Source organism: Streptomyces sp. NPDC051207, from assembly GCF_040682395.1.
Taxonomy (GTDB): Bacteria; Actinomycetota; Actinomycetes; order Streptomycetales; family Streptomycetaceae; genus Streptomyces.
Genome location: NZ_JBFBAX010000023.1, coordinates 38,126 through 57,313, shown reverse-complemented (window position 1 = coordinate 57,313; position 19,188 = coordinate 38,126). Strand labels below are relative to the sequence as shown.

General features: G+C 73.3%; 17 protein-coding genes. 12 read left to right on the top strand and 5 right to left on the bottom strand.

Features of this window, described 5'->3' with window-relative positions:
• Positions 1-53: 53 nt before the first annotated feature.
• The 7 genes from AB0M97_RS21970 (at position 54) to AB0M97_RS21940 (ending at position 9,444) form a co-directional block, all read left to right on the top strand.
• Positions 54-914, top strand: a complete 861-nt coding sequence (locus AB0M97_RS21970) for an RNA methyltransferase (protein ID WP_365962626.1) — start codon at positions 54-56, stop codon at positions 912-914.
• 60 nt (positions 915-974) lie between these two features.
• A complete protein-coding gene (locus tag AB0M97_RS21965) occupies positions 975-2,114 on the top strand; it encodes an ATP-binding protein (protein ID WP_365962625.1) in 1,140 nt (379 codons plus the stop codon).
• 147 nt (positions 2,115-2,261) lie between these two features.
• Positions 2,262-3,383, top strand: coding sequence for a phenylalanine--tRNA ligase subunit alpha (gene pheS / locus AB0M97_RS21960; RefSeq protein ID WP_365962623.1), 1,122 nt, complete (start codon positions 2,262-2,264; stop codon positions 3,381-3,383).
• Positions 3,383-5,905 (top strand): phenylalanine--tRNA ligase subunit beta, encoded by a 2,523-nt coding sequence (gene pheT, locus AB0M97_RS21955; RefSeq protein ID WP_365962622.1) that lies wholly within the window; start codon positions 3,383-3,385, stop codon positions 5,903-5,905. Before pheS ends, pheT begins: the two co-directional genes overlap by 1 nt.
• Before the next feature lie 191 nt (positions 5,906-6,096).
• Positions 6,097-7,167 carry a PP2C family protein-serine/threonine phosphatase gene (locus AB0M97_RS21950; protein WP_365962621.1) on the top strand — a complete coding sequence of 357 codons (1,071 nt, stop codon included), beginning with the start codon at positions 6,097-6,099 and terminating at the stop codon, positions 7,165-7,167.
• A 259-nt stretch (positions 7,168-7,426) separates the two neighbouring features.
• Entirely contained in the window at positions 7,427-8,767 is a 1,341-nt protein-coding gene (locus AB0M97_RS21945) for a transcriptional regulator (protein ID WP_365962620.1), read from the top strand.
• 131 nt (positions 8,768-8,898) lie between these two features.
• Positions 8,899-9,444, top strand: a complete 546-nt coding sequence (locus tag AB0M97_RS21940; RefSeq protein WP_365962619.1) for an NUDIX hydrolase — start codon at positions 8,899-8,901, stop codon at positions 9,442-9,444.
• Between the two features lie 25 nt (positions 9,445-9,469).
• On the opposite strand, the gene AB0M97_RS21935 is transcribed toward AB0M97_RS21940, so the two are convergent.
• The gene (locus tag AB0M97_RS21935; RefSeq protein WP_365962618.1) at positions 9,470-9,727 is read right to left on the bottom strand and encodes a hypothetical protein; all 258 of its coding nucleotides are present in this window, start codon (positions 9,725-9,727) and stop codon (positions 9,470-9,472) included.
• A 203-nt stretch (positions 9,728-9,930) separates the two neighbouring features.
• Positions 9,931-10,791 (bottom strand): 3-hydroxybutyryl-CoA dehydrogenase, encoded by an 861-nt coding sequence (locus AB0M97_RS21930; protein WP_365962617.1) that lies wholly within the window; start codon positions 10,789-10,791, stop codon positions 9,931-9,933.
• 186 nt (positions 10,792-10,977) lie between these two features.
• Between AB0M97_RS21930 and AB0M97_RS21925 the strand changes: the two genes are divergently transcribed.
• Positions 10,978-12,216 (top strand): family 10 glycosylhydrolase, encoded by a 1,239-nt coding sequence (locus tag AB0M97_RS21925; RefSeq protein ID WP_365962616.1) that lies wholly within the window; start codon positions 10,978-10,980, stop codon positions 12,214-12,216.
• 1 nt (position 12,217) lies between these two features.
• Here AB0M97_RS21925 and AB0M97_RS21920 read toward each other — a convergent pair whose 3' ends face one another.
• The gene (locus AB0M97_RS21920; protein ID WP_365962615.1) at positions 12,218-12,412 is read right to left on the bottom strand and encodes a DUF1918 domain-containing protein; all 195 of its coding nucleotides are present in this window, start codon (positions 12,410-12,412) and stop codon (positions 12,218-12,220) included.
• Between the two features lie 94 nt (positions 12,413-12,506).
• A complete protein-coding gene (locus AB0M97_RS21915; RefSeq protein WP_365962613.1) occupies positions 12,507-13,424 on the bottom strand; it encodes a DMT family transporter in 918 nt (305 codons plus the stop codon).
• Between AB0M97_RS21915 and AB0M97_RS21910 the strand changes: the two genes are divergently transcribed.
• The 3 genes from AB0M97_RS21910 to AB0M97_RS21900 all read left to right on the top strand — a co-directional run bounded on the left by AB0M97_RS21910 (position 13,423) and on the right by AB0M97_RS21900 (position 16,050).
• The gene (locus tag AB0M97_RS21910; RefSeq protein ID WP_365962612.1) at positions 13,423-14,907 is read left to right on the top strand and encodes a PLP-dependent aminotransferase family protein; all 1,485 of its coding nucleotides are present in this window, start codon (positions 13,423-13,425) and stop codon (positions 14,905-14,907) included. The genes AB0M97_RS21915 and AB0M97_RS21910 overlap by 2 nt on opposite strands.
• The gene (locus AB0M97_RS21905) at positions 14,904-15,341 is read left to right on the top strand and encodes a GNAT family N-acetyltransferase (protein ID WP_365962611.1); all 438 of its coding nucleotides are present in this window, start codon (positions 14,904-14,906) and stop codon (positions 15,339-15,341) included. Before AB0M97_RS21910 ends, AB0M97_RS21905 begins: the two co-directional genes overlap by 4 nt.
• Positions 15,342-15,456: 115 nt before the next feature.
• A complete protein-coding gene (locus AB0M97_RS21900) occupies positions 15,457-16,050 on the top strand; it encodes a histidine phosphatase family protein (RefSeq protein WP_365962610.1) in 594 nt (197 codons plus the stop codon).
• Here AB0M97_RS21900 and AB0M97_RS21895 read toward each other — a convergent pair.
• Positions 16,032-16,475, bottom strand: a complete 444-nt coding sequence (locus AB0M97_RS21895) for a DUF6314 family protein (protein WP_365962609.1) — start codon at positions 16,473-16,475, stop codon at positions 16,032-16,034. The genes AB0M97_RS21900 and AB0M97_RS21895 overlap by 19 nt on opposite strands.
• A gap of 144 nt (positions 16,476-16,619) precedes the next feature.
• Here AB0M97_RS21895 and AB0M97_RS21890 point away from each other — a divergent pair, with 144 nt between their 5' ends.
• Positions 16,620-19,106: an alpha-L-arabinofuranosidase C-terminal domain-containing protein gene (locus AB0M97_RS21890; protein ID WP_365962608.1), complete on the top strand. Its 2,487-nt coding sequence runs from the start codon at positions 16,620-16,622 to the stop codon at positions 19,104-19,106.
• The last annotated feature ends 82 nt before the right edge of the window (positions 19,107-19,188 follow it).

The window sequence follows — 19,188 nt, the reverse complement described above, 5'->3', positions numbered from 1 at the left end:
CGTGGCCGATCGCCGCCGCGGCGGGCCTTTCCGTACCGAAGGTGAGCTGCCGCATGCCCCCCGCCCTCCCCGAGCCGATCTCCCCCCGTTCGCCCCGTGTGCTGGCCGCGCGGCGGCTGGCCAAGCGGAACTTCCGGGGGAAGGAGCGGCTGTTCCTCGCGGAGGGGCCGCAGGCCGTGCGGGAGGCCGCCGGGCACCGGATCGATGGCGCGCCCACCCTGGTCGAGCTGTTCGTGACGCCGGACGCCGCCGAACGGCACGCCGGCATCGTCGGCGCGGCCCGTGACGCCGGCGCCCGCGTGCACCTGGCCGCCGAGCAGGTCGTCGCCGACATCTCCACCACCGTCACCCCGCAGGGGCTGGTCGGGGTCTGCCGGTTCCTGGACACGCCGTTCGAGGACATCCTCAAGGCCCGCCCGCGCCTCGTCGCCGTCCTCGCCCACGTCCGCGACCCGGGCAACGCCGGCACCGTCCTGCGGTGCGCCGACGCCGCCGGTGCCGAGGCCGTCGTCCTCACCGACGCCTCCGTCGACCTGTACAACCCCAAGGCCGTCCGCGCCTCCGTCGGCTCCCACTTCCACCTGCCCGTCGCCGTCGGCGTCCCCGTCGGGCAGGCCGTCGGGCGGCTCAGGGACGCCGGTGTGCGCGTCCTGGCCGCCGACGGGGCCGGCGACCGCGACCTCGACGACGAACTCGACCAGGGCACCATGGGCGGCCCGACCGCCTGGGTGTTCGGCAACGAGGCCTGGGGCCTGCCCGAGGAGACGCGGGCCCTCGCGGACGCCGTGGTGCGCGTCCCGATCCACGGAAGCGCCGAGAGCCTGAACCTCGCCACCGCCGCCGCCGTATGCCTGTACGCGTCCGCGCGTGCACAGCGCGCCTCGGGAGGGTGCCGCTCCGTCACCGGCAGCTAGTAGGCTGACCAGCTCAGGGGCACTGCACCTCCCATGCCGTCTGAGAGGTGGGACACGGGGATGAGCGTCGGCACGAGCAGCGCACCGGGGGCCCGGAAGGCGCGGCGGCGCCCGCCCGCGTCCGGGGCCGGTGATCTCGCCGGGCTCGGCGTCGGTCCCGACGAGCTGCCCGACGGCCTCGTCGTCGCCGACGAACACGGCCGGGTGATCTGCTGCAACGCCGCCGCCGAGCGCATCGCGGCCGTCCGCGCCGCCGACGTGCTCGGCCTGCCGCTGGAGAAGGCCCTGCCGCTGGAGGACCTGGAGGGCCGGCGCTGGTGGCAGCTCACCGACCCCTACGGCGGCCTCGCCATCCGCACCCGCCAGCCCGAACGGAACCTCTTACTCCCCGGCGGCCGGGAAGTCCTCGTCACCGCGCGCTACGTCCGCACCGAGCCCACCGGCCCCGTCCACCGCGTCGTCGTCACCCTGCGCGACACCGAGGCCCGGCGCCGCACCGAGCGCAGCCACGCCGAGCTGATCGCCACCGTCGCCCACGAACTGCGCTCGCCGCTGACCTCCGTCAAGGGCTTCACCGCGACCCTGCTCGCCAAGTGGGAACGGTTCACCGACGACCAGAAACGGCTGATGCTGGAGACCGTCGACGCCGACGCCGACCGCGTCACCCGGCTCATCGCCGAACTCCTCGACATCTCCCGCATCGACTCCGGACGGCTGGAGCTGCGCCGCCAGCCCGTCGACATCGGCGCCGCCGTCGGCCGCCACATCCAGGCGTACGTCGCCGCGGGCCTGCCCGCCGACCGCTTCCTGCTCCGCCTCGAACAGCCGCTGCCCGGCCTGTGGGCCGACCCCGACAAGATCGACCAGGTGCTCAGCAACCTGCTGGAAAATGCCGTGCGGCACGGCGAGGGAACCGTCACCATCGACATCACGGCCGCCACATCCCCCCGCGAGGGCGAGGAGACCGGCACGTCGGTCACGGTGAGCGACGAGGGGCCCGGCATCCCGGAGGAGTCCATGAACCGCGTCTTCACCCGCTTCTGGCGGGGCAGCAAGCGCGGCGGCACGGGCCTCGGGCTCTACATCGTCAAGGGCATCGTGGAGGCCCACGGCGGCACCATCACGGTCGGCCGCGCTCCCGGTGGCGGCGCCGAGTTCCGATTTACGCTGCCCGTGGCGGCACCGGCGTATCTCACCTGAGACGGCCGGGAGCCCCACGGGCGCATTCGTCAACCCCCACCCCGTTAGACTCGGCCTTTGGCACCTTTGCGTCCCGAAGTCGGCGACGATCCGTCATCGGATCAGTGACGGGGACCTCCAGCCAGCCAACCGGAAGCACGGGAAGAGATGTCGGCACCGAATAAGTCGTACGACCCTGTCGAGGTCGAGGCGTTGAAACCGGAAGAGATCGAGCGCATGCGGGACGAGGCGCTCGCCGCCTTCGCCGCCGCGGACTCCCTCGACGCGCTCCAGGAGGCGAAGGTCGCGCACACCGGCGGCACCTCCCCGCTGGCCCTCGCCAACCGCGAGATCGGCGCCCTGCCCCCGCACGCCAAGGCCGACGCCGGCAAGCGCGTCGGACAGGCCCGCGGTGCCGTCAACAAGGCCCTCGCCGCCCGTCAGGCCGAGCTGGAGGCCGAGCGCGACGCCCGTGTGCTGGTCGAGGAGGCCGTGGACGTCACGCTGCCCCACGACCGGGTTCCGGCCGGTGCCCGCCACCCGCTGACCACGCTGTCGGAGCGCATCGAGGACATCTTCGTGGCCATGGGCTACGAGGTCGCCGAGGGCCCGCAGGCCGAGGCCGAGTGGTTCAACTTCGACGCCCTGAACATCGGCCCCGACCACCCCGCGCGCGGCGAGCACGACACGTTCTTCGTGCAGGGCCCCGAGGGCGGCACCGAGTCCGGCGTCGTGCTGCGCACCCACACCTCGCCCGTGCAGATCCGCTCCCTGCTGGAGCGCGAGCTGCCCGTCTACGTCATCTGCCCCGGCCGCGTGTACCGCACCGACGAGCTGGACGCCACGCACACGCCCGTCTTCCACCAGGTCGAGCTGCTCGCCGTGGACGAGGGCCTGACCATGGCCGACCTGAAGGGCACCCTGGACCACATGGTCCAGTCGCTGTTCGGCGCGGAGATGAAGACCCGGCTGCGGCCGAACTTCTTCCCCTTCACCGAGCCCAGCGCCGAGATGGACATGCTCTGCTACGTCTGCAAGGGCGACTCCGTCGGCAACCCCGACCGGCCCTGCCGCACCTGCTCCAGCGAGGGCTGGATCGAGCTCGGCGGCTGCGGCATGGTCAACCCGCGGGTGCTGATCGCCTGCGGCGTCGACCCGGAGAAGTACAGCGGCTTCGCCTTCGGGTTCGGCATCGAGCGGATGCTGATGTTCCGCCACAACGTCGAGGACATGCGAGACATGGTCGAGGGTGACGTCCGGTTCACCCGGCCGTTCGGGATGGAGATCTGATGCGGGTCCCGCTTTCTTGGCTGCGGGAGTACGTCGACCTGCCGGCCACCGAAACCGGCCGTGACGTCCAGGCCAAGCTCATTTCCGCAGGTCTTGAGGTCGAGACCGTCGAGCAGCTCGGCGCCGACCTCAAGGGCCCGCTGGTCGTCGGCCAGGTGCTGACCATCGAGGAGCTGGAGGGCTTCAAGAAGCCGATCCGCTTCTGCACCGTCGACGTCGGCCCGGCCAACGGAACCGGCGAGCCGCAGGAGATCGTCTGCGGCGCGCGGAACTTCTCCGTCGGCGACAAGGTCGTCGTGGTCCTCCCGGGCGCCGTGCTGCCCGGCGGCTTCGCGATCGCCGCGCGCAAGACCTACGGCAAGGTCTCGCACGGCATGATCTGCTCCAGCGACGAACTCGGCATGGGCGACGACGGCAGCAAGGGCATCATCGTGCTGCCGCCCGAGACCGAGGTCGGCAAGGACGCCGTCGAACTGCTGGAACTGGTCGACGAGGTCCTGGACATCGCCGTCACGCCCGACCGCGGCTACTGCCTGTCGATGCGCGGCGTCGCCCGCGAGACCGCAACCGCCTACGGCCTGCCGCTGCGCGACCCGGCACTCCTCGACGTCCCCGCCCCGAACGCCTTCGGCTACCCGGTGCGGGTCTCCGACCCGTCCGGCTGCGACCGCTTCACCGCCCGCACGGTGACCGGCCTGAGCCCCGAGGCGCGCTCCCCGATCTGGCTCCAGCGCCGTCTGCAGAAGGCCGGCATGCGCCCGATCTCGCTCGCCGTCGACGTCACGAACTACGTGATGATGGAGCTGGGCCAGCCCCTGCACGCCTACGACCGCAAGCTGGTCCAGGGCGCCATCGGGGTGCGCCGAGCCGAGGCCGGCGAGAAGCTCACCACCCTCGACGGCGTCACCCGCACCCTCGACGCCGAGGACCTCGTCATCACCGACGAGCGCGGCCCCATCGGGCTCGCCGGAGTCATGGGCGGCGCCAACACCGAGATCGCCGACCACGACGCGGGCGAGGGCGCGGCGAACGCCACGACCGACGTGGTGATCGAGGCCGCGCACTTCGACCCCGTCTCCGTCGCCCGCACGGCCCGCCGCCACAAGCTGTCCTCCGAGGCGTCCCGCCGCTTCGAGCGCGGCGTCGACCCGCAGGCCGCCGCTGCCGCCGCGCAGCGCACCGTCGACCTGCTGGTGCTGCTCGCGGGCGGCACCGCCGAGGCCGGCGTCACCGAGGTCGCCGCGCCGGCCGAGCCGCGCACCATCACCCTCCCGGCCGACCACCCGGACAGGGTCGCGGGCGTGCCGTACGGCCGCGAGACCGTCGTACGCCGCCTCCAGGAGGTCGGCTGCGGCGTCTCCGGGCAGGACCAGCTGGTCGTCACCGTGCCGTCCTGGCGGCCCGACCTGACCGACCCGAACGACCTGGCGGAAGAGGTCATCCGGCTGGAGGGCTACGAGAACCTGCCCTCGACGCTGCCCAGACCGCCGGCCGGCCGCGGCCTCACCCACCGCCAGCGGCTGCACCGCCGCATCGGCCGGGCCCTGGCCGGGGCGGGCTACGTCGAGGCGCCGAACTACCCGTTCGTCAGCGAGCAGGTCTTCGACCAGCTCGGCCTGGACGCCGGTGACCCGGCCCGCCGCGTCGTCCGGCTGACGAACCCGCTCAGCGACGAGGAGCCCGCGCTGCGCACCTCGCTGCTGCCGGGCCTGCTCGGCGCGCTGCGCCGCAACGACGGCCGGGGCTCGCACGACCTCGCGCTGTTCGAAACCGGCCTGGTCTTCCACCCGCGCGAGGAGCAGCGCGTCGCCCCGGTCCTGCCCGTCGACCGGCGGCCGACCGACGGGGAGATCGCCGAGCTGGACGCCGCGCTGCCGCACCAGCCGCGGCACGTCGCCGTCGTCCTCGCGGGCGCCCGTGAGCAGGCCGGCTGGTGGGGCAGGGGCCGCCCGGCCGACTGGGCCGACGCCATCGAGGCCGCCCGCACCGTGGCCCGCGAGGCCGGCGCCGGACTCGCCGTACGCAAGGGCCAGTACGGGCCGTGGCACCCCGGCCGGTGCGCCGAGCTGGTGATCACCGTCGACGGCGCCGAGCGCGTCATCGGCCACGCCGGCGAGCTGCACCCGCGCGTGCTCAAGACGCTGGGCCTGCCGGAGCGCAGCTGTGCGATGGAGCTGGACCTGGACGCCCTGGAGGTGGCCGGCGACAGCACGCCGCAGGCGCCGGGCATCTCCACCTTCCCGGTCGCCACGCAGGACGTCGCCCTCGTCGTGGACAAGCCGGTGCCGGCCGCCGAAGTCGAGGCCGCGCTGCGCGACGGCGCCGGTGAACTGCTGGAGTCCATCCGGCTGTTCGACGTCTACGAGAACGAGGACCAGCTCGGCGACGGCAAAAAGTCGCTGGCCTACGCGCTGCGCTTCCGCGCGGCGGACCGGACGCTGACGGTGGACGAGGCGTCGGCCGCCCGGGACGCGGCGGTCGCCCTCGCCGGGGAGCGCGTGGGGGCCGTACTGCGCGGCTGAGCGTCGCGGGGGACCGCGCGGCACGGAGGGCGTGGCACCCCCGCACGTTTTCCGGGTGTTGCCCGCGGTGCCTCACTCGTATGGGTGAGGTTCCTGGGCGAGGTGGCCTTCCGGGAGGGGGCCGTAGACAGAATCGGACCGGCCTTTCGGGGCCGTCCGCGCTGTCACGGCCTACTTGGGGGGCCATCGGCATGATCCGCATCAGATCACGGGCCCGGCCGGCCACGCGGCGGTCCCTCCGGCGCCTGCTCGCGCTCGGCCTGCCCACGGCGTGGGGGGCCGTGGCGGTCGTGTACAAGCTGGGCTGCCCGCTCGCCCAGCAGGACGGGTTCGGCGCACGCGTCGTCACCAGCGCCGTGTTCTTCGCCGTGGGCACCGGGCTGGTCCTGCACGTCAGACAGGTGCTGCTGCGGGAGGTGCGGCAGGCCCGCCGGGTCGCGCACGCCGCCCAGCGGGTGCTGCTGCGTCCGCTGCCGCCCCGCATCGACGGGCTGCGGGTGGCCGCCGCGCAGCTGTCCGCCGACCGGGGCGCCTCGATCGGCGGGGACCTCTACGAGGTGATCCCCACCGAGCACGGCGTGCGGGTGGTCATGGGCGACGTACGCGGACACGGCCTCGCGGCGACGTCGACCGCCGCCGCCGTCCTCGGCAGCTTCCGGGAGGCCGTGCACGACGAGTCCGACCTCGGGGGCGTGCTGCGCAGGCTGGACCGCGCGCTGGCCCGGCACCTGCGGGAACACGCCCGCGACGACCACGGGCCGCCCGGACGCGATCTGGACGTCCCGGTCGCCGAGGAGTTCGTCACCCTGCTCCTGCTGGAGATCCGCGACGACGGCACCCTGCACGTCCTCAACTGCGGGCACCCCTGGCCGTACGTGCTGGGCGACGACCGTGCCGTGCCGCTGGCCGCGTCCGAACCGCTGCCGCCGATCGGGCCGTTTGCGCTGCCGGCCGAGCTGACCGCCGACCCGTGCGGCCGGCTGCGGCCCGGTGACGCGCTGTTCCTCTACACCGACGGGGCGGAGGAGGCCCGGGACGGCCATGGCCGGTTCTTCCCGCTCGCCGACGTGCTCACCGAGGCCGTGCGCGGCACGCCGGTCTGCCCGCAGAGCGTGCTGCGCACCGTCCTGACCGAGCTGCTGCGCCACACCGGCACGGCGCCGGCCGACGACGTCGCCCTGCTCGTCCTGCGCAACGACCGGTGCCCCCGCGCCCCGCACGCGGGCGCACCTGCGGGACACCGGGCGTACCACGTCCCATGACGCCCGGGCCGCGCGGCGCGCCGTCCGCCCCGCCGCGGAGTGCCGGGCAGGCAGCCGGGCGGACGGCGCGGGATCGGGCCGCCGTGCTGTTCGAGGGGGAGCCGGCGGCCCGGCCGGCCTCTTGCGAGGCGTTTCAGTCAACCGGTGGGGCACTCTCCGCGACAGCGCGCACACGGTGCGGATTCGGGCACTCCGTTCACACCCCGTGTGAAGCCGCTCGCACTAGTCTGTCCCGCACCGAGCCACCCGGGGGGCACCCATGCAGCCCAACACTCTGCTCGACGCGATCCTGGACGAGGCCGGGATCTCGCACGCGGGTCTCGCGGCCCACGTCAACCAGGCGGGCCGCCGCCGCGGGCTCTCCCTGCGGTACGAACACACCGCCGTGGCACGGTGGCTGAAGGGGCAGCGCCCGCGCGGCCAGGTGCCCGACCTGATCTGCGAGGTTCTCGCCGCCCGGCTGCACAGACCCGTCACCCTGGACGACATCGGCCTCGGCGTGCCCGGCGAACCGTCCGTGCCGCACACCGGGTCGCTGTCGGGCTTCGTGGAGCGCGCCACCGCGCTGTGGCGCTCCGACCAGCAGCAGCGCCCGCACATCCTGGGCGCGCCCGCCGTCACCGGCACGCCCGCCGTGATGCCCGTGTGGGAGTGGGAGAACCCGCCCGAGGACGTGGACGTCTCCCGGGGCGGCCGGCACCGGGTCACGGCGGCCGACCTGGAGATGCTGCGCGCCGCCCGCACCCACTACGAGCAGATGTACCGCAAGGCCGGCGGCGTGGCGACCCGCGCCCGCATCGTCGGCTTCCTCACCTCCGAGGCCGCCCCGCTGCTGCGCGGCGGCTACACCGACGCCACCGGCCGCCAGTTGCACCGGGCGACCGGCGGGCTGGTGGCGATCGCCGGCATCTGCGCGTACGACTCCGACGCGCACGGTCTCGCCCAGCGCTACTTCCACCAGGCCCTCAGACTCGCCAAGGCCAGCGGTGACCGGGGGCTCGGGGCGTACGTGATCGCGCTGCTGGTCAACCAGTCGCTGTTCATGCGGGAGTACCGCCAGGCCGTCGCCTTCGCGGAGGCCGCGCTGCGCGCCGCGGGACGGCACATCACCCCGGCGCTCGCCTCCGACCTGTACGCGATGCAGGCCAAGGCGTACGCGCACCTGGGCGACGGCAGCGGAGCCCTGTCGTGCATCCGGCGCGCCGAGCAGGCCGCCGAGCGCATCCGGCGCGGCCACGAGCCCGACGAGACCGGCTACGTACAGCCCGGCCTGGTCAACGTGCAGGTCGCCGAGGCGCTGCTGAGCCTCGGCGAGCTGGCCGCGGCCGGGGAGCACGCGGCGGCGGCCGTGGACACTCCCGCCCACGACCGGGGCCGGGTGCACCGGCTGGCCATGCTCAGCACCATCGAGCTGCGCCAGGGCAACGCCGACAAGGCGGTCGCCATCGCCGTCCAGATGGCCGAGCAGGCCCGGGGGATGGAGTCGCAGCGGCTGCGCGACCGGCTGCGGGCGGTCCGCGAGCGCCTGAGGGCGAGCGGCTGCGCGGGCACGGCCGAGGCCGCCGAACTCATCGACGGGGCGCTGCGCGTGCCGCTGTAGGCGTTCCCGTCGCCGTCCCACGTCACAGGCCCCGCGCCCCGTCGCCGCGCCGGGAGTGGCCCGCCGGGCGCCTGCTGTCGCACCACTGCTGCTGCGATATTGCCATCTACTCGGTGAAAGGTGGCAGAACCGTGCAGTGGACGAAACAGAACGAACAACCTGTGTACGCAAATCGCTGGTTCAACGTCAATCTCGCGGATGTCGAGCTGCCGGACGGCCGGCACCTCGACCACTTCCTCATACGGCTGCGGCCCGTCGCCGTGGCCACGGTGGTCAACGAGGCGAACGAGGTCCTCCTGCTGTGGCGGCACCGCTTCATCACCGACAGCTGGGGGTGGGAACTCGCGGCGGGCGTCGTCGAGGACGGCGAGGACATCGCGGGCGCGGCGGCCAGGGAACTGGAGGAGGAGACCGGCTGGCGGCCGGGACCCCTGCACCACCTCATGACCGTGGAGCCGTCCAACGGCCTCACCGACGCCCGGCACCACATCTACTGGGCCGACGAGGGCGAGTACCTCGGACACCCCGTGGACGACTTCGAGTCGGACCGCCGGGAATGGGTTCCCCTCAAGGTCGTCCCCGATCTGGTCGCCCGCGGCGAGGTCCCGGCCGCCGGCATGGCGGCCGCGTTACTCCTGCTGCACCACCTCAGGCTCGGACAGGACACCCTGCCCTGACCCCCCCCCACCACGCCCGGCTCCCTCAGCGGCCGAACGCCTGCCAGAGCGCCACCAGGAGCGCGCCCACGGCCGCCAGGGCGGCGATCGACGCCAGTGGCCAGCGGGTGTGCTCCAGCGTGATGATCCGGGAGTTCAGCTCCTCGATTTCCTTGGCGGTCTCCTCGGTGCGATGACTGAGCAGCGCGAGGCCGCCCTCGACGCGGGCGTACGCCACGTCGAGGCGGCGTCGTAACTCTGCGAGTTCTCCGTGGACGGCGGGATGGTCGGGATCGGCGGTCACAGATCCGCTCCTTTCCGTAGTTGGTCGTGCTCGCTTCACATCCCCTTCGTGCGCATCACGAGTCAACTCGCCTGGTGGGCGCGTGGGGAGGGTGTGCGAGAGGCATATGCGGGCCCGGTGCGCACACGCCGTGTGAACGGCGCGGGCCCGGCACCTTTTTCGGTGCCGGGCCCGCCAACTGGCCGAAATCTGACCGTGCGTAATCAGCCGTAGGTGTAGAAGCCGGAGCCGGTCTTGCGGCCCAGCCGGCCCGCGTCGACCATCCGCTGGAGCAGCGGGGGAGCGGCGTACAGCGGCTCCTTGTACTCGTCGTACATGCTCTGGGCGACCGAGGCGACCGTGTCCAGGCCGATGAGGTCGGACAGCTTCAGCGGGCCCATCGGGTGGGCGCAGCCCATCTCCATGCCGTTGTCGATGTCCTCGCGGCTGGCGATGCCCGTCTCGAACATCCGGATCGCGGAGAGCAGGTACGGGATCAGCAGCGCGTTCACCACGAAGCCGGAGCGGTCCTGGGCGCGGATCGCGTGCTTGCCGAGCATCTTCTCGGTGAAGACCTGGGCCCGCCCGAGGGTGCCCTCCGAGGTGGTCAGCGCCGGGATCAGCTCGACGAGCTGCTGCACGGGCGCCGGGTTGAAGAAGTGGATGCCGATGACCTGGTCGGGCCGCGAGGTGGCGACCGCCAGCTTCACCAGCGGGATGGAGGAGGTGTTGGAGGCCAAGATCGCGTCCGGCCGGGTCACGACCTGGTCGAGCACCTGGAAGATCTCGGTCTTGACCTGCTCGTTCTCCACGACGGCCTCGATGACGAGGTCGCGGTCGGCGAACTCGCCGAGGTCGGTGGTGAAGCTCAGGCGCGCCTGCGTCGCCTCCCGCTCCTCCTCGGTGATCTTGCCGCGCTGGGCAGCCTTGTCCAGGGAGGTGAACAGCCGGGTACGGCCTATCTCCAGGGCTTCGCCGGTGGTTTCGGCGACCTTCACGTCCAGTCCGGCCCGGGCGCACACCTCCGCGATGCCCGCTCCCATCTGGCCGCAGCCCACGACTCCGACGCGCTCGATGTCTGTCACATCGTCCCTTTCGCTGATCTACGGCTGGGGGCAGGTCGCCGTGGTAACGGGTGCCCTGCTCCGATCGTGCACGTTACCGCCACGTCTCGATGATCGATCGCCAGGGTGGGGCATGCTGGGGGACTTCAGTGTCGATCCGTGACCGCACGGGTCCGGAGTGTTCCGGAAGGTTCCGGGGGTGCGCAGATGAGCAGATTGTCACGCAGGACGTTCGCGGTCGCGGCGCTCGCCGCCTTGACGGCCGTACCGGGGGCCGCTCCGGGCGCCGCGGCCGTGCCGGGCGGCGGGCGACGGGTGATCACCGAGATGCGGGGCGTGTGGCTGGCGACCGTCGCCAACCGCGACTGGCCGTCCCGGCCGGGCCTGCCCGCGGCCGAGCAGCGGGCGCAACTGATCGCCCACCTCGACACGGCCGTCCGCCGCCGCCTCAACACGGTGATCTTCCAGGTGCGGCCGACGGCCGACGCGCTGTGGCCCTCGCCGTACGAGCCGTGGTCGCAGTACCTCACCGGCACCCAGGGCAGGTCGCCCGGCTGGGACCCGCTCGGCACGGCCGTCGAGGAGGCCCACGCCCGGGGCCTGGAGCTGCACGCCTGGTTCAACCCCTACCGCGTCGCCAACCACACCGACCCCGCCCGGCTCGCCGCCTCGCACCCCGCGCGCCGCAACCCCGAGTGGGTCGTGGCGTACGGCGGGAAGCTCTACTACAACCCCGGGCTGCCCGAGGTCCGCGCCTTCGTGCAGGACGCGATGCTCGACGCCGTGCACCGCTACCCGGTCGACGCCGTGCACTTCGACGACTACTTCTACCCCTACCCGGTGGCCGGCCAGGCCTTCGACGACGACGCCGCCCACCGGGCGCACGGCGCCGGCTTCCCGGACCGCGCCTCCTGGCGGCGCGACAACATCGACCGGCTGGTGCGCGAGACCGCCGCCCGGATCAAGAGCGTCCGGCCCACCACCCGGTTCGGCATCAGCCCCTTCGGCGTGTGGCGCAACGCCGCCACCGACCCCAGCGGCTCCGACACGCGCGCGGGCGTGCAGACGTACGACGACCTGTACGCGGACACCCGGCGCTGGGTGCGGGAGAACTGGATCGACTACATCTGCCCGCAGCTGTACTGGAACATCGGCTTCCCCGCCGCCGACTACGCCAAGCTGCTGCCCTGGTGGGCCGACGTGGCGCAGGGCACCGGCACCAGCCTCTACGTGGGGGAGGCGCTCTACAAGGCGGGCGACCCGGCGCAGCCCGCGGCCTGGCAGGACCCGGCCGAGCTGTCCCGGCACCTCGCGCTCGCCGAGCGATACGCGCAGGTGCGCGGGCACGTCTACTTCGCCGCCCGGGACGCGGCGGCGGACCGCATCGGGGCCCTCGCGCGGGTGGTCGCCGACCACTACGAGCGGCCGGCGGGACCACCGCGCTGATCTACTGGTGTGTTTTCCTGTGCCGGATCTCGCTGTCCGGGCCGGGGGAGCACACCGCTTCGTGGCCGTCCTCGAACCGGACGCGGTACGGCGGGGTGCCTTCCTTGCCCATCACTTCGACGATCTCGGCGACCTTGTCGTGCTGACCGACCACCCTGCCGTGCTGGACAAGCTGGTCGCCCACGGTTGCGCGCATCTGCGGGGCCTCCTCACGAAGGTGCGGGAGCAGCGGTCCGCGGCCTCGAGTCCACGGCGCGGTGGCCCGGTGGGAACCGGCCCGTGCGCGCCGCTCAGCCTCGCGCCCGCTGTGTGACGGCGATGCAGACGAGCACCGCGGCGGCCGTCAGCGGGGCGGCCACCGTCAGGTGCTCGCCCAGCAGCAGCACCGACCACACCAGTGTGAGCAGCGGCTGGGCGAGCTGCAACTGGCTGGCCTTCGGTATGCCGATCGCCGCCATGCCCCGGTACCAGACGACCAGCCCGAGGAACTGCGAGCCCGCCGCCACCCACAGCAGCCCGGTCACGCTGTGCGCGGTCAGCTCCACCGGCTCGTGCGCCAGCGCCACCGCGGCGGCCGGCACGGCCAGGGGCAGGCACAGCACCAGCGCCCAGCCGATCACCTGCCAGCCGGGCATGACCCGGGCCAGCCGGCCGCCCTCGGTGTAACCGGCCGCGCACACCAGCAGCGCCCCGAACAGGTACGCGTCGGCGGCGGTGAGGGCGCCGCCGCTCTGCTGCACGGTGAAGGCGACCACGGCCGCCGCGCCCGCCAGCGCCGCCGCCCAGAAGGTGCGCGAGGGGCGGGTGCCGACCCGCAGCGCGGAGAACAGGGCGGTGGTCAGCGGCAGCAGGCCCACGACGACGGCCGCGTGCGCCGTGGTCGACGTCCGCAGGGCGAGCGTGGTCAGCAGCGGGAACCCGACGACGACCCCGGCGGCGACGACCGCGAGCCCCGGCCAGTGCGCGCGGGACGGCGGCCGGACCCGCAGGGCGAGCAGAGCGCCGCCCGCGATCAGCGCGGCGAGGACGCTGCGCACGGCCACCAGCGACCAGGGCCCGAAGCCCTCCAGGCCCCAGGCGGTGGCCGGGAACGTGAGGGAGAAGGCGACGACGCCGAGCGCGGCGAGGGCGGTGCCGGGCCCCGGGCGCTGCACGGGGGCGGTTACCGCTATCGAGGGCGGGGCGATAGTGCTACTGTGTGCTCTCATGCATGAGCGTAGCAGCGTCGGTGAACTGGCGAACCAACTGCGGAGTGAACTCCACCGCTACTCACCCGGTGGAAAGCTGCCCTCCAGCCGGGCCCTCGTCGAACGGTTCCGGGTCAGCCCGGTGACCGTCTCGCGCGCCCTGGCCCAGCTGGCCGCCGAAGGGCTGGTCGTCACCCGGCCCGGCGCCGGAGCGTTCCGGGCCCGGCCGCCGGTCTCCGCCACCCCCGCCGGGGACACCTCCTGGCAGGAGATCGCCCTCAGCGCGGACGGCACCGCCGACCTCGTGCCGCGCTCCGTCGACGCCTCCGGCGTGCTCGCCTCGCTGGCCGCGCCCGCGCCCGGCGTCATGGAGTTCAACGGCGGCTATCTGCACCCGTCCCTCCAGCCGGAGCGGGCCATGGCCGCCGCGCTGTCCCGGGCCGGCCGGCGCCCCGGCGCCTGGGGGAGACCGCCCATGGAGGGCCTGCCCGAACTGCGCGAGTGGTTCGCGCGCGGCATCGGCGGGCCCGTCACCGCCGCCGAGGTACTGGTCACCGCGGGCGGCCAGGCCGCGCTGACCACCGCACTGCGCGCCCTGGCACCGCCCGGGGCGCCCGTCCTGGTCGAGTCGCCCACCTACCCGGGCATGCTGGCCATCTGCCGCGCCTCCGGACTGCGCCCGGTGCCCGTGCCGGTCGACGCGGACGGCGTGAAACCGGCCCTGCTCGCCGACGCCTTCCGCGCCAGCGGTGCCCGCGTCCTGATCTGCCAGCCGCTGTTCCAGAACCCGACCGGCGCCGTGCTCTCCCCCGAGCGGCGCCCCGAGGTGCTGCGCATCGCACGCGAGGCCGGGGCGTTCGTCATCGAGGACGACTTCGTGCGGCGGCTCGTGCACGAGGACGCCGGGCCCCTGCCGCGCCCGCTCGCCGCCGACGACCCCGACGGCGTCGTCGTGCACGTCGGCTCCCTGACCAAGGCGACCTCGCCGAGCTTCCGGGTGAGCGCCCTCGCGGCCCGCGGACCGGTGCTGGACCGGCTGCGGGCCATCCAGGTCGTCGACACCTTCTTCGTGCCCCGGCCGCTGCAGGAGGCGGCGCTCGAACTCGTCGGCTCGCCCGCCTGGCCGCGCCATCTGCGCGCCGTCTCCGCGCAGTTGCGCGCCCGCCGCGACGCGATGACCGCCGCCGTCCGCCTCCACCTGCCCGAACTCGCCCTGCCGCACATCCCGTTAGGCGGCTACCACCTGTGGCTGCGGCTGCCCGACGGCGCCGACGACGCCGCCCTCACCGCCGCCGCGCTGCGCGCCGGCGTCGCCATCACGCCCGGCCGCCCCTACTTCAGCGCCGAACCCCCGGCCGCGCACATCCGGCTCAGCTTCGCCGCGGTCGCCGGGACCGGCGAGATCGCGGAGGGCGTACGGCGGCTGCGCACCGCCTGCGACGAGGCGCTCAACGGCTTAACGGGTCGACGCCGACCCGCCCCACCTGCGACGATCCCGCCATGACCGATACGCCGACGCTCCCCGCGGGCTACGAGTTCTCCGCCGACCCCGACCGCGTCGACGCCGGGCGCGTGCACCACTGGCTGTCCACCGACGCGTACTGGGCGCTCGGCCGGTCCCGCGACAGGCAGGACCTGGCCATCGCGGGCTCGCTCAACTTCGGCGTGTACGAGACCGTCTCGGGCGAGCAGGTGGCGTACGCCCGCGCCGTCACCGACGGGGCCACCTTCGCGTGGCTGTGCGACGTGTACGTCGACCCGGCCGTGCGCGGCAAGGGCGTCGGCACCGCCCTGGTCGCCGCCGTCCGCGAGCACCTGCGGTCCCTCGGGCTGCGGCGCGTCCTGCTCGCCACGCACGACGCGCACGGCGTCTACGAGAAGCTCGGGTTCGCGCCGCTGGAGCACCCCGGGCGGTGGATGGCGCTCCATTTCGAGTGATCCGCCCGGCTCGGCCGGACACTTCCCTGACCTGTGGGTAAGGTTTCGCGGACCTTCGGGCGATTGACCGGCAATCCCTCTTGACCTGCGCACATTCCGGGACCACCATCACCGCATGTCGCTCCGGGTCACGTTCGTCGCCGCCGCGCGCGGTGCGCCGCCGCTCGCGGAACGCTTCGACGACGACCGGCCGCTGGACGAGGCCGGCTGGGACGAGGTGCAGCGCGTCGGCCGTGACCTGCTGCCGCTCGCGGGGGCCGAGCTGCGCTACTGCTCGCCCGCCCCGCGCTCCCGCGCCACCGGCGCCGCCCTCGGCTACGCCCCGCTCGTGCAACTCGCCCTGCGGGACTGCGACATGGGCCGCTGGCGCGGACTGACCCTCGGCGAGGCGATGGCCCGCGAGCCGGAGGCCGTGGACGCCTGGCTCGCCGACCCGCGTGCCGTGCCGCACGGCGGCGAGTCGCTGCTCGCCTTCATCGGCCGCGTCGGCGGCTGGCTCGACACCCGGCCCGTCGGCGACGGCGGCCACATCGTCGCGGTGGCCGAGCCGGCGGTGATCCGGGCCGCCCTGGTCTACGCCCTGAAGGCGCCGCCCGCGACGTACTGGAACTTCGACGTGCGCCCGCTGTCGGCGACGTCCGTGACGGGCCGCGCCGGCCGCTGGAACCTGCGCTTCGACGGGGTGCCGCTTCAGTCCTCCCGGTCGTAGTCGGTGGTCAGCACCAGGTCCTTGGCGGGTCCGCCCACCCGCCACACCGTCCGCCGGCGTCCGGCGTCCAGAGCGGTGAACTCGCCGCGGTAGAGGTCCGCCGCGCACGGGTGGCCGGCGACATGGCGGCCGGTGCTCAGGTCCAGGCCGTGGAAGAACCGCCCGTCCGCGAAGCGCACGTCCGCCGTCCCGGGCGCACTGCCGGGCAGGAAGCGCAGGGTCCGCTCGGCGGGCCGGGCGACGCCCCGCCAGACGAAGGTGCCGGACTCGACGTGCAGCAGCCCGCCGCCGTCCAGTGGCCGGAACTCGGTGGTCCCGGTGAACCGCCCGTCGTGTCCGCTCGCCCGATCCCGCACCGACCGCCGCACCCGCCAGCGCCCCGCGAGGAACGCCAGCACGTCCGGCACTGGCCAGAACTCGCCCATCCCGTCCCGTTCTTCCGTCCCGTCGGTTTCTGCGCGACCCATTGACGCGTCTGCGCGCCCTCCCTATCTTGCCGTTCGAAGTCCTGACCATCGTACGAAATATCGAACAGCCGTGAACGACTCCCATCGAGCCGCGGAGCTTCCATGTCACGCACCACCCGCACGCGCTGGAGACTCGCTCTGGCCGCCTGCGCGTTCCTGACGGCCGGCGCCGTCGTCGTCCCGGCACCCGTGCAGGCCGCGGACGCCGCCGACTACGCGATCACCGTCGACCCGGCCCGGCAGGGTGCGAGGATCGACGACACGATGTACGGCGTCTTCTTCGAGGACATCAACCGCGCCGCCGACGGCGGCCTGTACGCCGAACTCGTGCAGAATCGGTCCTTCGAGTACTCCACCGACGACAACACCTCGTACACGCCGCTGACCTCCTGGACGGTCGACGGCACGGCGAAGGTCGTCAACGACGCGGGCCGCCTCAACGAACGCAACCGCAGCTACCTGTCGCTCGGCGCCGGTTCGGCCGTGACCAACGCCGGGTACAACACCGGCATCCGCGTCGAGGCGGGCAAGCGCTACGACTTCTCCGTGTGGGCCCGCGCCGCATCCGCCGCCACCCTCACCGTGTCGCTGAAGGACGCCGCCGGCGGCCTGGCGACCGGCCGCCGGATCACCGCGCAGGGCGGCTGGGCCAAGTACACGGCGACCTTCACGGCCGCCCGCACCAGCAGCACCGGCCGTCTCGCCGTCGCCTCCTCGGCGGACGCCGCCCTCGACATGGTGTCGCTGTTCCCCCGTGACACCTACAAGCGGCAGCCGAACGGCCTGCGCAAGGACCTCGCCGAGAAGATCGAGGCCCTGCGGCCCGGCTTCGTCCGCTTCCCCGGCGGCTGCATCGTCAACACCGGCTCCATGCAGGACTACAGCGAGGCCTCCGGCTGGCAGCGCAAGCGCTCCTACCAGTGGAAGGACACCATCGGCCCCGTCGAGGAACGCGCCACCAACGCCAACTTCTGGGGTTACAACCAGAGTTACGGCCTCGGCTACTACGAGTACTTCCGCTTCGCCGAGGACGTCGGCGCCATGCCGCTGCCCGTCGTCCCGGCCCTGGTGACCGGCTGCGGCCAGAACCGCGCCACCGACGACGAGGCCCTGCTGGAGCGGCACATCCAGGACACCCTGGACCTCATCGAGTTCGCCAACGGCCCGGCCACCTCCGAATGGGGCGCCAAGCGGGCCGAGATGGGCCATCCCAAGCCCTTCGGCCTCACCCACATCGGGGTGGGCAACGAGGAGAACCTGCCGGCCGCGTTCATGGACCGCTTCCAGCGCTTCCGGGCCGCCATCGAGGCGAAGTACCCGGACATCACCGTGGTCTCCAACTCCGGCCCCGACGACTCCGGCACCACCTTCGACACCGCCTGGCGGCTGAACCGCGAGGCCGGCGTCGACATGGTCGACGAGCACTACTACAACAGCCCGCAGTGGTTCCTCCAGAACAACGACCGTTACGACTCCTACGACCGCGGCGGCCCCGAGGTCTTCCTCGGCGAGTACGCCTCCCAGGGCAACGCCTGGAAGAACGGCCTCGCCGAAGCCGCCTTCATGACCGGCCTGGAGCGCAACGCCGACATCGTCAAGCTCGCCTCGTACGCGCCGCTGCTCGCCAACGAGGACTACGTGCAGTGGCGCCCGGACATGATCTGGTTCAACAACCACGCCTCCTGGGGATCGGCCAACTACGAGGTCCAGAAGCTGTTCATGACCAACACCGGTGACCGCGTCGTGCCCTCCACGGCCACCACCACCCCCGGCGTCAACGGCCCGATCACCGGCGCCGTGGGCCTGTCGACGTGGGCGACCAGCGCCGCGTACGACGACGTGCGGGTCACCTCGGCGGACGGCTCCGCCCTGCTGAGCGACGACTTCTCCGGTGACGCCGCCAAGTGGACGCACCGGGGCGGCGGAAGCTGGAGCGTCGTGGACGGCCAGTACGTGCAGACCGACACGGCGGCCGAGAACACCCTGGTCACCGCCGGCGACCCGGCCTGGCACGACTACGACCTGCATGTCAGGGCCACCAAGAAGGCGGGCAACGAGGGCTTCCTCGTCGCCTTCGGCGTCAAGGACACCGGCACCTACTACTGGTGGAACCTCGGCGGCTGGAACAACACCCAGTCCGCGGTGGAACAGGCGTCCGACGGCGGCAAGTCCACCCTGATCGCCAAGGCCGGCTCCATCGAGACGGGCCGCGCCTACGACATCGACATCAAGGTGCGCGGCCGTCACGTCACCCTCTACCTCGACGGCCAGGAGTGGGGCAGCTTCACGGACGACAAGCCGGCCGAACCCTTCCGGCAGGTCGTCACCAGGGACGCGAAGACCGGCGAGCTGATCGTCAAGGTCGTCAACGCCCAGCCCACGGCGGCGCGCACGGCGATCGACCTGGGCGGCGCGAAGGTCTCCGCCACGGCCCGCGTGACGACGCTGGCGGCCGACCCGGAGGCGGTGAACACCGAGACGGACACCCCCGTCACGCCGGTCGAGTCGACCTTCCGCGGCGCGTCCGCCCGGTTCACGTACACCTTCCCGGCGAACTCGATCACCTTCCTGCGGCTCAAGCAGAGGTGACCGGGCCGGGACCCGGGCCGGGCGGGGCGGCGGCGCTCAGGCCGTCGCCCCGCCCGGCGTCGCCGGTAGTCCCCGGCGCGCC

Coding starts and splice junctions, on each gene's coding strand:
- AB0M97_RS21970 (WP_365962626.1), top strand. CDS start 54: ATGCCCCCCGCCCTCCCCGAGCCGATCTCCCCCCGTTCGCCCCGTGTG.
- AB0M97_RS21965 (WP_365962625.1), top strand. CDS start 975: ATGAGCGTCGGCACGAGCAGCGCACCGGGGGCCCGGAAGGCGCGGCGG.
- pheS (WP_365962623.1), top strand. CDS start 2,262: ATGTCGGCACCGAATAAGTCGTACGACCCTGTCGAGGTCGAGGCGTTG.
- pheT (WP_365962622.1), top strand. CDS start 3,383: ATGCGGGTCCCGCTTTCTTGGCTGCGGGAGTACGTCGACCTGCCGGCC.
- AB0M97_RS21950 (WP_365962621.1), top strand. CDS start 6,097: ATGATCCGCATCAGATCACGGGCCCGGCCGGCCACGCGGCGGTCCCTC.
- AB0M97_RS21945 (WP_365962620.1), top strand. CDS start 7,427: ATGCAGCCCAACACTCTGCTCGACGCGATCCTGGACGAGGCCGGGATC.
- AB0M97_RS21925 (WP_365962616.1), top strand. CDS start 10,978: ATGAGCAGATTGTCACGCAGGACGTTCGCGGTCGCGGCGCTCGCCGCC.
- AB0M97_RS21920 (WP_365962615.1), bottom strand. CDS start 12,412: ATGCGCGCAACCGTGGGCGACCAGCTTGTCCAGCACGGCAGGGTGGTC.
- AB0M97_RS21910 (WP_365962612.1), top strand. CDS start 13,423: ATGCATGAGCGTAGCAGCGTCGGTGAACTGGCGAACCAACTGCGGAGT.
- AB0M97_RS21915 (WP_365962613.1), bottom strand. CDS start 13,424: ATGAGAGCACACAGTAGCACTATCGCCCCGCCCTCGATAGCGGTAACC.
- AB0M97_RS21905 (WP_365962611.1), top strand. CDS start 14,904: ATGACCGATACGCCGACGCTCCCCGCGGGCTACGAGTTCTCCGCCGAC.
- AB0M97_RS21900 (WP_365962610.1), top strand. CDS start 15,457: ATGTCGCTCCGGGTCACGTTCGTCGCCGCCGCGCGCGGTGCGCCGCCG.
- AB0M97_RS21895 (WP_365962609.1), bottom strand. CDS start 16,475: ATGGGCGAGTTCTGGCCAGTGCCGGACGTGCTGGCGTTCCTCGCGGGG.
- AB0M97_RS21890 (WP_365962608.1), top strand. CDS start 16,620: ATGTCACGCACCACCCGCACGCGCTGGAGACTCGCTCTGGCCGCCTGC.